Source organism: Bacillus sp. B19-2 (assembly GCF_022832475.1).
GTDB lineage: Bacteria > Bacillota > Bacilli > Bacillales > Bacillaceae > Bacillus > Bacillus paralicheniformis.
The window spans coordinates 377,869-391,311 of sequence record NZ_JALHKQ010000001.1 but is presented as its reverse complement, the minus strand read 5'-3'; the positions used below and the strand labels follow the sequence as shown (position 1 = coordinate 391,311).

The window sequence follows — 13,443 nt, the reverse complement described above, 5'->3', positions numbered from 1 at the left end:
AGAGATTCGTGTGCATTATGATGCGCTGAAGACATTCGTTACCCTTGCAGAAGTCAAAAATTTCACGAAAACGGCCGAGCTTCTTCTCATGTCGCAGCCGAGCGTGAGCATGCACATTAAAAATCTTGAAAAAGAGTTCCAGACAAAATTATTTGAACGCTCTCCGAAATATTTGAAAATCACGCCGACCGGTGAAATTTTATACGATCGCGCCAAACAAATGATCACTATCTATGAACAAACGCGGCAGGACATTCTCGATCACCACAACTCGATCAAAGGCGAGCTGAAAATCGGCGCAAGCTTCACAATCGGCGAATACATTTTGCCATCTCTCTTGTTCGACCTACAAAAAGAATATCCTGAGCTCGAACTCAAGGCCGTCATTGGAAACACGGAAGAAATCGTGCAGTCTGTCCGCCTGTACAAAGTGGACATCGGCTTGATCGAAGGACAGACAAATGAAAAAGAGCTTTCTGTCCACGCCTTTATGCAGGACGAATTGTTTATCGCAGCTTCAAGCGATCACCCGCTTGCGGTCAAACAGGATGTGACAATGGCCGATCTGCAAAATCAAACGTGGGTAACGCGCGAAGTCGGCTCAGGCACACGCGAATACTTAAACCATGTCATCCGTTCAAACGGTTTGAAAGTGAAGTCGTTTCTGACGATCAGCAGCAATCAGGGGATCAAAGAAACGCTCATGACAGGCATCGGACTGTCTCTTTTATCTAAAAGCGTCATTGAAAGAGATGTGCAGCATGGAAACCTTTCCGTGCTCCGGCTGAAAAATCAAACCTTTAACAGGACGCTTTCATATATATATTCACCCGTCATGCAGGACAAGAAAAATGTGAAAACCTTCATTAACGCTTTGAACAAAAGAACGGCTTCGGGATGATGAACCGTTCTTCCTGCCGCTTCACGAAATGTTTGTTTTCGTTTGTCCAATGTATGAATCATCACTGGAAACGATTGACTGCCGGCTGATCATACCATATCCTGGAACTATCACATAGGAAAAGAGATGATGGTTATGAAATGGTTAGGTAAAAGTTTAGTTGCTTCATCATTACTGGCGGGTATGCTTGCTGTTTCGGGAAGTCCCATGCATGTACAAGCCCAGGAACTCTCTAAAACTGAAAGTCTCTCTTCTCACGTATCTGTCATTGCCCCTCAGGCGATCGTTATCAACAGGCCGATGAAAGTCGGACAGGAAGATCAATACGTCGGCATTTCGAACGTCTCCTACAGCGGCAGCGCCATTACCGTCAGCGTCACCTCGGACCGCGTGTACGTAAAAGCCGTCAGCCCAGGCAAAGCGACATTTTCGTATCTCAATTCATTGGGACAGCTGGTCATCAACAATATTACGGTCACCCGATAGCACTTAAATCCGCGGGAGGAAACGGCTTCCGCGGACATTTTATATCTCCGGTCTAAAATAAAAACACCAATCACATCGAATTGGTGTTATTGCTATCAACGTATTTGATGATCTTCGCCGGATTTCCGCCGACGATGGCATTGTCCGGGACATCTTTTGTCACGACGGCTCCGGAAGCGATCACTGCATTGTCGCCGACCTTGACGCCGGGATTGATGACCGCGCTGCCGCCAATCCAGACGTTCCGTCCGATGATGACAGGTATCCCGTACTCCGCACCGCTTATCCTTTCGGACGGATCGAGCGGATGGGTAGCCGTATAAATATTAACACCCGGTCCGAGCATACAATGATCGCCTATCCGGATTTCGCATACATCGAGGAAAACACAGTCAAAATTGGCGAAGAAATTTTCCCCGACATGTATATTAAAGCCGTAATCACAGCGAAACACCGGTTCGATGTGGAGCGTTTCCCCTGTTGAACCAAACAGCTCTTTAATCAGCTTGGTCCTTTTAGTGTCGTCGATTCCGTTCGAATGGTTGAATTCATTCGTAAGTTTGCGCGCCCTGAGTCTGTCATGGCACAGCACCGGATCAGAAGCATGATAAAGCTCTCCGTCCAGCATTTTTTGCTTTTCTGTTTTCATTGGTTTTGGTCTCCTTGACTGCATTTTATATTGGCTACATCAATTGCAACACTAGATTGAGCACTTTTACAATAAAGTAGACATTGATGAGCAGCAAAAGCAAAATAACAGCCTTCCGCTTCTCATGTTTAATTTCATAAACGAATTTCCACATAAAAAAGATTGCTAAAAATACGATTAAAATACTATCAACACTTTTAAGTATCAGATCCATCCAATTCCTGCTCCCTTTTGACTTCTATATAAGACAATATTTTCATAACGCGCGGCGTACTGCAAGACTTTTTCCCAGTTCTCAAAAAAAAAATCGAAAAACTGTTGACGAATCCATCTAATCTGCATATAATAGAACTTGTCAGCAAAACAAATACCCAGTGTTACATACCATGATTCCGTAGCTCAGCTGGGAGAGCGCTACCTTGACAGGGTAGAGGTCGCTGGTTCGAGCCCAGTCGGAATCATACCAAATCGAAACGGCAGGATTTCCAATGGAGTTCCTGCCGTTTTTGTGTTTCGTTTTATTCAATTCTCCTCTATCCCGCCTCAACATCAAAAAACAGCCTCAGGGTTTGAAAGAGTTATGGTAAAATATTCTTTGTACAAAGTTCGGGCTCACTCAAGGGAAGTTGGCTCATCCCCTATGAAAGGGGGTGATGCTTATGACAGCATACGAAACAATCTCGTTAATGATTGCTTTCGGCATGTTAATTGCCGTGTTGTCGAAGAAAGAAAAATAGACTTCCCTTGAGCCCTGGTAAAGTTCATAGGGAAAGTCTATTTTAAAATGACTGAGCCAAGCCCTTGTTGGGCCGCTTTGTACACGCGACTCGACTGTTGGCGCAGTCGGGTCTTTTTTATTTTATGCATTTCTTTTTAAAAAATACACCTGAACGTTTGAGCGATACGTTGATGACGCACCTGTGGTCTTTTTATGATTTTGACAGTCTATCTTCAAATTCATATTACCAATTTCAACCCACTAAATCAACTAATAGTGTCATTCACCTCTCGGGATAAATGAAAATATTCGAGGGTAAACCGTGCTTCTTCTTCCAACGCTTTTGAACAACCACATTATTTTTTCATAATTCACAACATCCAAAATAATCCAAAGTAAGTCGAATTAATCTCCTCCAACTCTTTTACATTCAGACGAAAAAATGACTTTTGTTTGATTGTTTTTTAAACATGGATGTTTTCTGGGTTTTCCGCTTTATTTCAGGACTAGAAAACAAGTCCTTTGTCTGATTGAGAGAGACCGAACCCCTGCTAAAATAAAGTTCGTGTTGTTGGGAAATATTTCTCAAAAGGGAGGGCCGATTGTTAAAGGATATCGACATTTGAAAGGAGAACAACTGTGGCTAAGACTATTATTTCTGGTTTTATTTTATTTTTTCTGCTTATTTTTTCGGGAGCTGAACCAACATCGGCGGCTTTCTGGGATACAAAAGGAGACAACATTATTCATGATCCTTCCATGATTAAAGAAGGAAATACATGGTATACATTCGGCACTGGAATTGGCAATGGAATCCGCGTCATTAAATCGACAGACGGAAAAACGTGGAGCGCAATGCCAAGCATATTTGCAACTCCATTATCATGGTGGAAACAGTACGTGCCAAACCATGAAGAAAACCAATGGGCGCCTGATATCAGCTATTATAATGGACGCTACTGGCTTTATTATGCGGTATCCGCGTTCGGCTCGAATACTTCCGCGATCGGATTCGCTTCAACAGACCGACTCTCTTCCGGAAAATGGCGCGACGACGGGCTTGTTATCCGGACGACGCCTGCGAACGATTATAATGCGATCGACCCTGATTTAGTCATTGATAAAGAAGGAAATCCGTGGCTTTCCTTCGGCTCATTTTGGAGCGGCATCAAGTTGACAAAGCTTGATAAAAACACGATGAAACCTACAGGGAAGATTTATTCCATCGCATCAAGGCCGAGCCATGGCGGAGCGGTTGAAGCGCCGTCTATTACATATAAAAACGGCTACTATTATTTATTCGTTTCGTTCGATAAATGCTGCCAAGGTGTGAACAGCACGTACAAAACCGCTTACGGCCGCTCGACAAAAATCACAGGACCTTACTATGACAAAAGCGGCAAGAAAATGACGGAAGGCGGAGGCACAATCCTCGATTCCGGAAACGACCGCTGGAAGGGCCCGGGCGGCGCGGATATCGTGAACGGCAGCATCATCGTCAGACATGGTTATGATGCGCTTGACAATGGAGCGCCTAAGCTGCTGATTAATGATTTATACTGGGATTCCAAAGGCTGGCCGAGGTATTAGTTTTTAAACCGAGCAGATATTTTTCTGCTCGGTTTTTTCTGTTATTTTAGCAGTCCAGCTTTGCAAGAACTCCATCCAAAAAAATGTTCAATCTTCCATATCTTCAAAGTATCGATCATTTTGATCAACTTTTTTAATAAATCCCTCTAGAGAGTCAGCTATTTTTTTATCAAAAAAAGAATACCGATGACTTATCGGTATCATTTAAATCAAGCGTTAAATATACACCTTCATTTACCTCATAAAAAACAAGCTTGTCTTCATCTTCATATATATCATCTAAATCAGGGTCAAATTCGTAAATATCTTCCCTTAAAGTGATATCTGCGATCGTAGCGGGATCTAAAAATCTGTTTATTGCACTATTTCCTCTTATAAATAAAATTCTCTGAGTTCTTTAGGAAATAGAAAACCAAGTCTATCTTCCGCTTTTCTTAGATCGTTTTCTTTTAACTCATAAAACTCATGATGACTATTTTTTATAAAATTAAGTTTGTTCAGCCTCATGAACAGCCTTAGACAGCCTTATAGATGGTGCACCTTTACTATGAATATCCGATTGATGCTCATCAAGAAATTTAGCCGGGCTGATATCCCCAAATTGCATAATCAACCTTCCAACGGTTAATTTTCTTCCTGGCAGACAGCAGAGCCAGGCCGCCAAACAACGTTCATACCTTGCTGTTTGATTCCACTATCCGCACCGCTTCTTCCTCTGCGCCATTTTGATAAATAATCAAGCGGGTTACCACACCATTCTCCAAAATAAATTCCACTTCAACAGACAATAACCTGAGGAAAAAGCGCGTTTCCGAGGCTGGAAATAATTCAAAACGGATCTGTCCGGTGATTTGCATATAAAGCCGTTCCTTATCAACTGTCACATCAGCGACGGTGCCATCCTGAAGTGAATAACTTCCGACATATCTTTTGTAAATGGCCGGATCGATCTCTTTTTTCTTTTTATCGGCGGGGCGGTCAGGGGTTTTGTAGTCCTTGTCAAACAGGATATTTTCAACGGCTTCAAAGATGGCCTGTTCATATTCATCATCCTGTTCCACATTGCTCAAATAAATGAAGGTTTTTCGTTGATCAATATATCGGATCATTACGGTTGAATAGCCTGGCCAGCCGCCGCTGTGACCGACAATTCGCCCTGTTTCAGGACTGTCCCGAAGCACCCATCCACATCCGTAATCTACAGACTCTCCGTTTTTCAGAGACGCGGGAGAAAAGGCAAGCTCTTTTGAAACTTGATTGATCAAACAATCTGTATATAAGGCTTGGTCAAACAAATATAAGTCATGAATGGTTGAATTTACGGTTCCGTCCCCCTGAATCCCGTCAAGATAGGAGACATATTTTGTTTCTTCAAGGTCATCGGGCAGAACGTACTGTTCTGTATACACGTCATACACATATCCATACGCATAGTTCTCAATGGTTTCAGGTTGAAGCCTTCTGTTATACACCCTTGAGTTCCGCATTTCCACCGGTTCAAAGATGCTTTTTTTCATGTATTCGGCAAAGCTCAAACCGGATGCCTTTTCAATGATAACCGCAAGCAGCACATATCCCGTATTGCTGTACAGCCAGCCTTCACCCGGGGCAAAATAGCGTTGCGGCTGATGATTCACCAGCATATCAACGATATCTTGATTAACAGCAATCTTGTTATGATCCCAATGTTGTAAAAACCACTCCATATAATCGGGCAGACCCGACGTATGTGTCAACAAATCGTGAATCGTTATGCCCTGATAAGGAAATCCGGTTATCCATCGTTCTACGGGATCCTCAATATTCAATGCCCCTTGCTGTGCTAATTGAAGGATGCCCAAAGCAGTGAACGGCTTGGATAGCGATGCTAATTCAAATAAGGAGTGCTCCTGCAATAAACGCTTATCTGCCAAGTTTGCATAACCGAAGGCGCCTTGATAAAGAATGTCTCCGTCTTCAGCGACTAATACCGCCGCGTTGATCTGATTTTTTTCATTTAACACACTAAACAGGTTAACAAGTTGTTCTCTTTTTTTCTGTTTCATTTTTCCACCTCCCTTTCTTTATACGCATATGGAAATAAGAGGTTTCAACTAAAAAAAAGACAAGACTGCTTCTTGTCTTTGAAATCACTGTTCTACCATTCTAATAAGTTTCAACATCCTTTTCGCAAGTCACTCATTGTTCTACAGTGCGAGCCATTAGCCCCAGCACAAATGAATGTCAAATGGACTTTTGATTGCGGCGAAAAAATGTTGCAAACAGCAATGAAACGTTGCTCAAAAGACTTGCCGCCCCTAACCAGACGAGCCATTCCGCATTTGTCCCCCAGGAATATCCGATGATGATCAGAGCAATGCAGCTTGAGAAAAAGGGTCCTGTCCTGTCTAACTTTGCGCCGCGGCGAATTGTTTCCTTTGTCTGCAGGAATTTATCTTTTGCATGATAGAGCTTCTTCTTTACCTTGATTTTAAAAATAGTTACCTTTGCATACAGATTATTTTTCATCATTTTCTCCTCCATAGCGGCGTTTCTCTAATTCTCCGAGAATCTTTTCTGTATCTAATAGGTTTCCCACGCCAAGCTGAATGTTTGCATTCTCCTCAAAACCGTCTTGTTCTTCACCGTCAAAACGGTAAAGCTTTTGCAGCAGCCGCCAAAATGTCGCAACCTCTTCGGTTGTAAACTGCTGAAACAAGTCGGCCAAGAAATAGACGGACCTTTCGGAACAATCCACCAGCGCTTTCTTTCCTTCAGCGGTCATTTCAATATTAATGGAGCGTTTGTCTTTTTGACTTGGCACTGATTTGATATAGCCTTTTTTGATCAGACCTGTCATCAGCTTGTTGGCGGTCTGTTTGGTTGTGCCAAGCTTTTTGGAGATATTCGTAAGCGTGGCAGTTTCAGTCGGCAAATGCGCGATGGCGATGAGTGCCATATGTTGCCTGGAAGTTAATATTTCCATGTATTCATCACCTCGGGTTTGCACCTTATTGACAACTGAAAACAATGTCGCATAGCTTTGCTGCATCAAATGTAATTCGTTGATTAAGCTGTTGATATCCATTTGTTCTCTCCTCCGAATATAGTCAACATGCTGACAAATGTACAATACCCTCTTTCCGTAAAATTGTCAACATGTTGACTATTTTTATGATTGATCAATTGGGCATTCCGCTTTACACTATTTAATTATCAGATAATTCAAAATACTAATCGGAAACAGGGGGTTTTTATGAATTCTTCACTCATTTCAGCGGATGATGCATGGGTGCTTTGGGGGTTTATTGCGGTGTGGGCGGCGGTGAGTATTTATTTGGAGCAGCGGTATCGCTGGGCTGCGGCCGTATCGGGGGCTGTACTGGCGCTGGGCGGATCGATGCTGTTTACGAATGCGGGGATTCTTCCGGCCGAGTCGCCCGTCTATGATGCGGTGTGGTCCTATGTTGTTCCGCTTGCGATACCTTTGCTGCTTTTTCAAATCAATGTGCGGAAGATCCTGAAAGAAAGCGGCAGGCTTTTGATGATGTTTTGCATCAGCGCCCTGGGCACTGCGGCCGGAAGCGTGATTGCTTTTTTTCTGTTTAAGCAGCAGATTCCGCACCTTGAGAAAATCGGCGGGATGATCAGTGCCTCTTATATCGGCGGAGGCGTGAATTTTGCAGCGATGGCCGCGAAGTTCTCAACTCCCGGTGAGTATGTATCATCGACGGTGGTTGCAGATCATTTTATGATGGCACTTCTTTTTTTCATTTTAATGGGGATACCGGCGCTTAAATGGTTTCAAAAACGCTTTGGCGTCCCTGAAGAGGCGGCCGGCCGCAAAAATCAGGCGGAAGCCTATTGGAAAAGAAAAGAGATGTCCTTGCAGGACATTTCTTTAAACATCGGAACCGCCTTTGCGATCGTTGTTGTGTCTGTAAAAGCAGCGGCCTTTTTCAAAGAGCATTTTTCTTCTGACGACGGGTTTCAGTTTCTTGCCTTTGTCTTGGGCGACCAGTTCCTGCTGCTGACGACGCTGACAATTTTGCTGACAATCGCCTTCCCCCGCTATTTTGAACGGCTGCGCGGCACACAGGAAATCGGGACTTATTTGATTTACCTATTCTTTGTCGTCATCGGCATTCCGGCAGACTTGCGGATCATTCTCATGAACGCCCCGCTCCTCCTTGCATTTGTGTTTGTGGTTGCCATGTCCAACCTGCTCGTATCGCTCGTCGCCGGAAAGCTGTTTCGTTTTCGGCTCGAGGAAATCCTCTTGGCCTGCAATGCGTCTGTCGGCGGTCCGACAACAGCGGCGGCGATGGCGATTGCCAAAGGTTGGCAGGGCCTCGTTGCTCCGGTAATGCTGGTCGGGACGTTCGGATATCTGATCGGCAATTATGTCGGCACCCTCTTGGGCACATGGTTTTCCACCCTGATTTAAACGCAAAAAAAGCCGCAGATTCCCTGAAGAGTCTGCGGCTTCTTTTATGATCGGGCGAGCGCTCCGGATACAGCTTCCAATGCACGGGCAAAATCGGCCTGCAAATCATCGGCATGTTCCACACCGACGCTCAGCCGCAAAAGGCCGTCGGTAATCCCCCGTTTTTCCCGCTCTTCTTTCGGCATGGCGGCGTGAGACATTTTCGCCGGATAAGAAAGGATCGATTCCACAGCGCCGAGACTGACGGCAAAGACCGGAAGAGAGACGCGTTCCACAACCTTTTTCACGGCTTCTGCATTCTCCAGTTCGAATGAAAGGACAGCGCCGGCGCCGTATGACTGGTGCCTGTGAACGGATGCACCAGGATGCGAAGACAGCCCCGGATAATACACTTGTTTGACGGCCGGATGCTTTTCAAAAAATTCAGCGAGCTGCTGAGCCGTTCGCGATGCTTTTTCAAGCCGAACCTGCAGTGTCTTCAGCCCTCTCAGCACAAGCCAGCAGTCTTGGACGCCGAGAACAGCGCCGAACGAATTTTGCAGTTTATAAAGTTCTTCCCCGAGCTTTTTGTCTTTCACGACGGCAAGGCCTGATAAGACGTCGCTGTGTCCGCTTAAAAACTTCGTCGCGCTGTGTAGCACAACATCGACGCCGAGCTCAAGAGGTCGCTGCAGCGCCGGGGTCATGAACGTGTTGTCAAGAAACGTCAGACAGCCGTGCGCCTTGGCAAGCTTGACGACCCCTCTGATATCCGTAATGCCGAGCGTCGGATTTGACGGTGTTTCAAGGTAGATGACTTTTGTGTTTTCCTTTATGTTTAAAGCAATTTCATTTAAATCCGTCATATCGACGAAAGTATGTTCAATCCCGAAGCGGCTCAGCACTTCCGTAATCATCCGGTAAGTGCCGCCGTACACATCTTTTGTGACGAGCACGTGATCGCCCTTTGACAAAAGCAGAAAGGCGGTGGAAATCGCGGCCATTCCGGATGAAAAAGCAAATCCCCTCGTCCCTCCCTCAAGCTCGGCTATCGTGTCTTCAAGCGCCGTTCTTGTCGGTGTGCCTGACCGGCTGTAGTCATATTCGCCGAATTTGTCAAAAGAACCTTGATGAAAGGTTGAGGCGTGCTGGATCGGCACGCTGACGGCTCCGGTTGCTCCGTCCGTTTTATTTTGGTTATGAACAAGCCTTGTTTCAAGCGTCCAGTTTTCATGACTCATGCGAAACCGCCTCCCCTTTCACTTTTTCCAGCGCAGTTTTGAGATCCTGCTTTAAATCTGAGACGTGTTCGATTCCGACTGAAAAGCGCAGAAGTCTGTTGCAGACGCCGTTTGCAATTCGGATGTCTTCCGGAATATCCATATGGGTCTGTGTCGCCGGGTAGGTGATGAAGCTTTCGACTCCGCCGAGGCTTTCGGCGAAACAGATCGTCTTGAGATTTTTCAGAAACGGATTGACCCATTCTTCTTTCTGAACGCGGAATGACAGCATGCCGCCTTTTCCCGGATAAAGAACATCGGCAATTTCCTCCTGCTCTTCCAAAAAGGCCGCGAGTTCCTGTGCGTTTTCCTGATGCTGTCTCATCCTGAGAGCGAGCGTCTTCATCCCTCTCATTAAGAGCCACGAATCGAACGGCGATAAAACCGCGCCGATGGCGTTTTGGTGCTGGAACATTTCCTCAGACAGCTCTTCGCCTTTTGCGACGACAAGCCCCGCCAAAAGATCGTTATGACCGCCCAAATACTTCGTCGCGCTGTGAATGACAAGATCAGCGCCGAGCTCAATCGGCCTTTGCAGAACCGGTGTATAGAACGTATTGTCGACAATGAGCAGCAAGTCGTGCTCTTTGGCGATTTGCGCGATTTTTTGAATATCGGCTTCCTGCATGAGCGGATTTGTCGGCGTTTCTACAAACAGTGCCTTTGTATTGTTCGTGATTTTCGACTTGATACAGTCTTCGTCTGAAAAATCGTCGTAGAAAAAGCGCAGTCCGTATTTCTTCCATTCGTTTTCAAAAAGGCGGTACGTTCCCCCGTATAAATCGGATGAAACGATGAGTTCATCCCCGCTTTGAAACAGAGCCATGATCGTCTGAATGGCAGCCATACCGGAACTGAACGCAAAGCCGCGCGTTCCCCTTTCGAGTTTCGCGATTGCATCTTCAACAAGCTGTCTTGTCGGATTTTTTGTGCGAATGTAATCAAAGCCTGTGGATTCCCCGATTCCTTTGTGTCTGTACGCAGAAGAGAAATAAACGGGAGGATTGACAGTTCCGGTTATTTCATCACTGCGGTTGCCGATTTGCGCCAGCGTTGTTTGTACATGTTCAGTCATATGACACCATCCTTTTAAAAATAAAAAACCCCTTCTTCATAAGAAGAAGGGGGATTATGCGCTTCTTCTTATCTTCCAAGCATCTGCTTGCTGGATTTAGCACCTTGGTACACTGACATCGTCAGTGCAGACCGGTTGCTGAGGTTTCAAAGGGCCAGTCCCTCCACCTCTCGTGATAAGAATCTCTTAAATTTTCTGATTGTTCTTTACTTTAACCTAAGTCAAGACATTTTTCAAGGGCCATTTTTAAATCTTTCCTCATATTGAACATGGTATGATGAAACCAAATGACGGAACCGGAGGAATCAGATGCCAAAAACAGAGCGATTAATCGAATTGATGATGACCATTCATACAAAACAAAAATTTACGGCCGGGGAGCTCGCTGCTGAATTCGGGGTTTCCTACCGCACGATTCTCCGCGATCTGAACGAGCTGAGCGCGCTCGGCGTCCCGATCTATTCTGAAACAGGTGCGAACGGAGGCTATTATTTGCTGAATGAACCTGTGCTTCCGCCGCTCTTTTTTACACAATCAGAGGCGGCGGCTATGTTTTTCGCGTATCAATCTCTGCAGTTTTTCGGATCGCTTCCCTTTGATGCGGAAACACGGATGGTTTTAAAAAAGTTCTACCGCCACCTTCCCTCGGAAACACAGGAGCGGATTGATGCGATGAAAGACAGAATCGTGTTCTGGAATCCGCATCGTCCAAAAGCCGCCGAACATTTAGAAACACTTCTTGACGCAGCCATCAATCAATCCGTTTTGACGGTCGTTTATGACGGAACAGACGATTGCGCGGAGAGATCCATCCAGCCCATCGGCTTGTTCAGCTGGAACGGCTTCTGGTACTGTCCGGCCTATTGCTTTAAAAGGCAGGCGTTCAGACTGTTCCGCGCCGACCGCATCTTTCGGGCGGAAAAAGCGGCCAGCCCGCTGGCCCGCCAGCTTCCCTATCGATCGGTTCTCAGCTGGATCAAACATTCGGAGATCGAGTGCCTTGAACCGGTGCGGCTGCAAGCGGAACTGACACGCAGAGGAGCCAGGCGGGCTGCGGCTGATGTGGATTTATTCAAGGTCCTCACCATGCGGGATGACGGAACGGGGGTTATCGATGCAAACCTCCCCAGGTCAGAACTTAAGTATTTCGGAGACCTTTTGTGGAACCTCGGCACTGAGGCAACGGTCAAAGAACCCGCGGAAATCAAGCTTCAGCTGAAACGAAAGGCTTCTGACATTTTAGCAAGGTACGACTGACTTTTTTAAAGAAACGTGACAAAGCCTGTCAGGATTAGGTGATACTTTTAGAATAAAGCCAAATGGAAAGGATGAAGCAAATGAATCAAGTTCAAGTCCTGCGGAGCGATTTGTTCCACGAAATGGAGACAGGCGTCCGCTCCACGTGTCATCTTCTGAAAAAAGTGAAGGAATCTGACTGGTCTTACCGGCCCGCCGACCGCATGCGAAGCCTGAAAGAACTGGCAAGCCATCTGACGGCCATCCCAGAAGCCGACTTGGCCATCATGCAGGAAAAGGAAGAGGCCGCCATCTCCCGGATTGAAAAGAAGTATAGTGCATTACAGTCTGCTGACCAAATGGCTGAAGCGATGCAGAAAGGATTCGCCGCTTTTCAAACGTATATGACTTCCCTCTCCGACGAGGAGTTTTTGACGAAAAAAACAAAGCCGTTTTACCTCGATGAAGGGATGACCCAAAGCCGCTGGCTGACGGAAACGCTCACCCACGTCTTCCATCACAGGGCCCAGCTGTTTAATTATTTAAAACAGCTCGGATATGACGTCAACATGTTCGATCTGTATCTTTAAAAGGTGTTCATATGCAGCTGCCTCTGACAAAAAAAGAACGGTCAAACTTAAGGACAGCCAAGGTGAAAATAAAAAACACGGCATATATGGATCTGTCCGTCCTTGCACATGCACTCGGTTCGTCTTTGGAGCGCGCCGCATACATCAAGGCGCTCGCCCAGTTTCAAACGGTTCCTTCCATCGGGCCGAAAATGGCGCAGTGCGCCGTTGACTTAGGCTACTATTCCCTCGGCGACATCAAGCATGAATCAGGTGCGGATTTGATCATCCGCCTGGAAAAACTGAAAGGCTACTGGGAAGACCCTTGTGCAGAAGATGCGCTGCGCTGCATCGTCCATTATGCCAACGATCCCGAAAGCGACAAAAGCTGGTGGGATTTCACAGCGGAAAGAAAAAAGTACCGTGAGCGCTACGGATACCCTCCGGATAGACCGTCAACGCCCTGGTACGAAAAAAAACGATCATAAAAAAACACGGCTGCCGAACAGTTCGGCAGCCCTTTTCGCTTCTTTC

At 46.0% G+C, this 13,443-nt stretch carries 15 protein-coding genes, 1 tRNA gene, 1 pseudogene and 1 riboswitch; of the genes and pseudogenes, 9 read left to right on the top strand and 8 right to left on the bottom strand.

The genetic code is table 11. The annotated features are described in order from the left end of the window. Positions 1–10: 10 nt before the first annotated feature. Complete coding sequence (locus MST20_RS02055; RefSeq protein ID WP_243939762.1) at positions 11–901, top strand: LysR family transcriptional regulator; 891 nt, start codon at positions 11–13, stop codon at positions 899–901. A gap of 135 nt (positions 902–1,036) precedes the next feature. Next, positions 1,037–1,387: a hypothetical protein gene (locus MST20_RS02050; protein ID WP_243939760.1), complete on the top strand. Its 351-nt coding sequence runs from the start codon at positions 1,037–1,039 to the stop codon at positions 1,385–1,387. A gap of 70 nt (positions 1,388–1,457) precedes the next feature. Here the strand turns inward: MST20_RS02050 and MST20_RS02045 are convergent, their stop codons facing one another. Continuing rightward, positions 1,458–2,036 carry a maltose acetyltransferase domain-containing protein gene (locus tag MST20_RS02045; protein WP_243939758.1) on the bottom strand — a complete coding sequence of 193 codons (579 nt, stop codon included), beginning with the start codon at positions 2,034–2,036 and terminating at the stop codon, positions 1,458–1,460. Between the two features lie 34 nt (positions 2,037–2,070). Beyond that, positions 2,071–2,250, bottom strand: a complete 180-nt coding sequence (locus tag MST20_RS02040; RefSeq protein WP_243939756.1) for a hypothetical protein — start codon at positions 2,248–2,250, stop codon at positions 2,071–2,073. Positions 2,251–2,424: 174 nt separating this feature from the next. On the opposite strand from MST20_RS02040, the gene MST20_RS02035 reads away from it, so the two are divergent. From MST20_RS02035 to abnA, 3 genes are all read left to right on the top strand, one after another. Then, a tRNA-Val gene (locus MST20_RS02035) sits at positions 2,425–2,497 on the top strand. Positions 2,498–2,689: 192 nt separating this feature from the next. Then, on the top strand, positions 2,690–2,773 hold the full coding sequence (locus MST20_RS02030; protein ID WP_033155145.1) for a putative holin-like toxin: 84 nt from the start codon (positions 2,690–2,692) through the stop codon (positions 2,771–2,773). 620 nt (positions 2,774–3,393) lie between these two features. After that, positions 3,394–4,344: an arabinan endo-1,5-alpha-L-arabinosidase AbnA gene (gene abnA / locus MST20_RS02025; RefSeq protein ID WP_481747878.1), complete on the top strand. Its 951-nt coding sequence runs from the start codon at positions 3,394–3,396 to the stop codon at positions 4,342–4,344. 87 nt (positions 4,345–4,431) lie between these two features. On the opposite strand, the pseudogene MST20_RS02020 reads toward abnA, so the two are convergent. The 4 genes and pseudogenes from MST20_RS02020 to MST20_RS02005 form a co-directional block, all read right to left on the bottom strand. After that, positions 4,432–4,851, bottom strand: a pseudogene (locus tag MST20_RS02020) (SMI1/KNR4 family protein). Between the two features lie 164 nt (positions 4,852–5,015). Then, a complete protein-coding gene (locus MST20_RS02015; RefSeq protein ID WP_243939755.1) occupies positions 5,016–6,389 on the bottom strand; it encodes a serine hydrolase in 1,374 nt (457 codons plus the stop codon). A 178-nt stretch (positions 6,390–6,567) separates the two neighbouring features. Continuing rightward, positions 6,568–6,852, bottom strand: coding sequence for a hypothetical protein (locus MST20_RS02010; protein ID WP_243939753.1), 285 nt, complete (start codon positions 6,850–6,852; stop codon positions 6,568–6,570). After that, positions 6,842–7,411: a MarR family winged helix-turn-helix transcriptional regulator gene (locus tag MST20_RS02005; protein ID WP_243939752.1), complete on the bottom strand. Its 570-nt coding sequence runs from the start codon at positions 7,409–7,411 to the stop codon at positions 6,842–6,844. The genes MST20_RS02010 and MST20_RS02005 overlap by 11 nt, the downstream gene beginning before the upstream one ends. 168 nt (positions 7,412–7,579) lie before the next feature. On the opposite strand from MST20_RS02005, the gene MST20_RS02000 reads away from it, so the two are divergent. Next, positions 7,580–8,770 carry a DUF819 family protein gene (locus tag MST20_RS02000; protein ID WP_243939750.1) on the top strand — a complete coding sequence of 397 codons (1,191 nt, stop codon included), beginning with the start codon at positions 7,580–7,582 and terminating at the stop codon, positions 8,768–8,770. Positions 8,771–8,814: 44 nt separating this feature from the next. Here MST20_RS02000 and metC read toward each other — a convergent pair whose 3' ends face one another. Together metC and MST20_RS01990 are read right to left on the bottom strand one after the other, a co-directional pair. Continuing rightward, positions 8,815–9,990, bottom strand: coding sequence for a cystathionine beta-lyase (metC, locus tag MST20_RS01995; protein ID WP_243939748.1), 1,176 nt, complete (start codon positions 9,988–9,990; stop codon positions 8,815–8,817). Then, positions 9,980–11,104, bottom strand: coding sequence for a methionine biosynthesis PLP-dependent protein (locus MST20_RS01990; protein WP_243939746.1), 1,125 nt, complete (start codon positions 11,102–11,104; stop codon positions 9,980–9,982). Before MST20_RS01990 ends, metC begins: the two co-directional genes overlap by 11 nt. A 65-nt stretch (positions 11,105–11,169) precedes the next feature. Beyond that, positions 11,170–11,286, bottom strand: a riboswitch (SAM riboswitch). Between the two features lie 127 nt (positions 11,287–11,413). Between MST20_RS01990 and MST20_RS01985 the strand changes: the two genes are divergently transcribed. The 3 genes from MST20_RS01985 (at position 11,414) to MST20_RS01975 (ending at position 13,397) form a co-directional block, all read left to right on the top strand. Next, positions 11,414–12,361 carry a helix-turn-helix transcriptional regulator gene (locus MST20_RS01985; protein WP_243939744.1) on the top strand — a complete coding sequence of 316 codons (948 nt, stop codon included), beginning with the start codon at positions 11,414–11,416 and terminating at the stop codon, positions 12,359–12,361. An 80-nt stretch (positions 12,362–12,441) separates the two neighbouring features. After that, a complete protein-coding gene (locus MST20_RS01980) occupies positions 12,442–12,930 on the top strand; it encodes a DinB family protein (RefSeq protein ID WP_243939743.1) in 489 nt (162 codons plus the stop codon). An 11-nt stretch (positions 12,931–12,941) separates the two neighbouring features. Further along, complete coding sequence (locus MST20_RS01975; protein WP_243939741.1) at positions 12,942–13,397, top strand: helix-hairpin-helix domain-containing protein; 456 nt, start codon at positions 12,942–12,944, stop codon at positions 13,395–13,397. Positions 13,398–13,443: the final 46 nt, after the last annotated feature.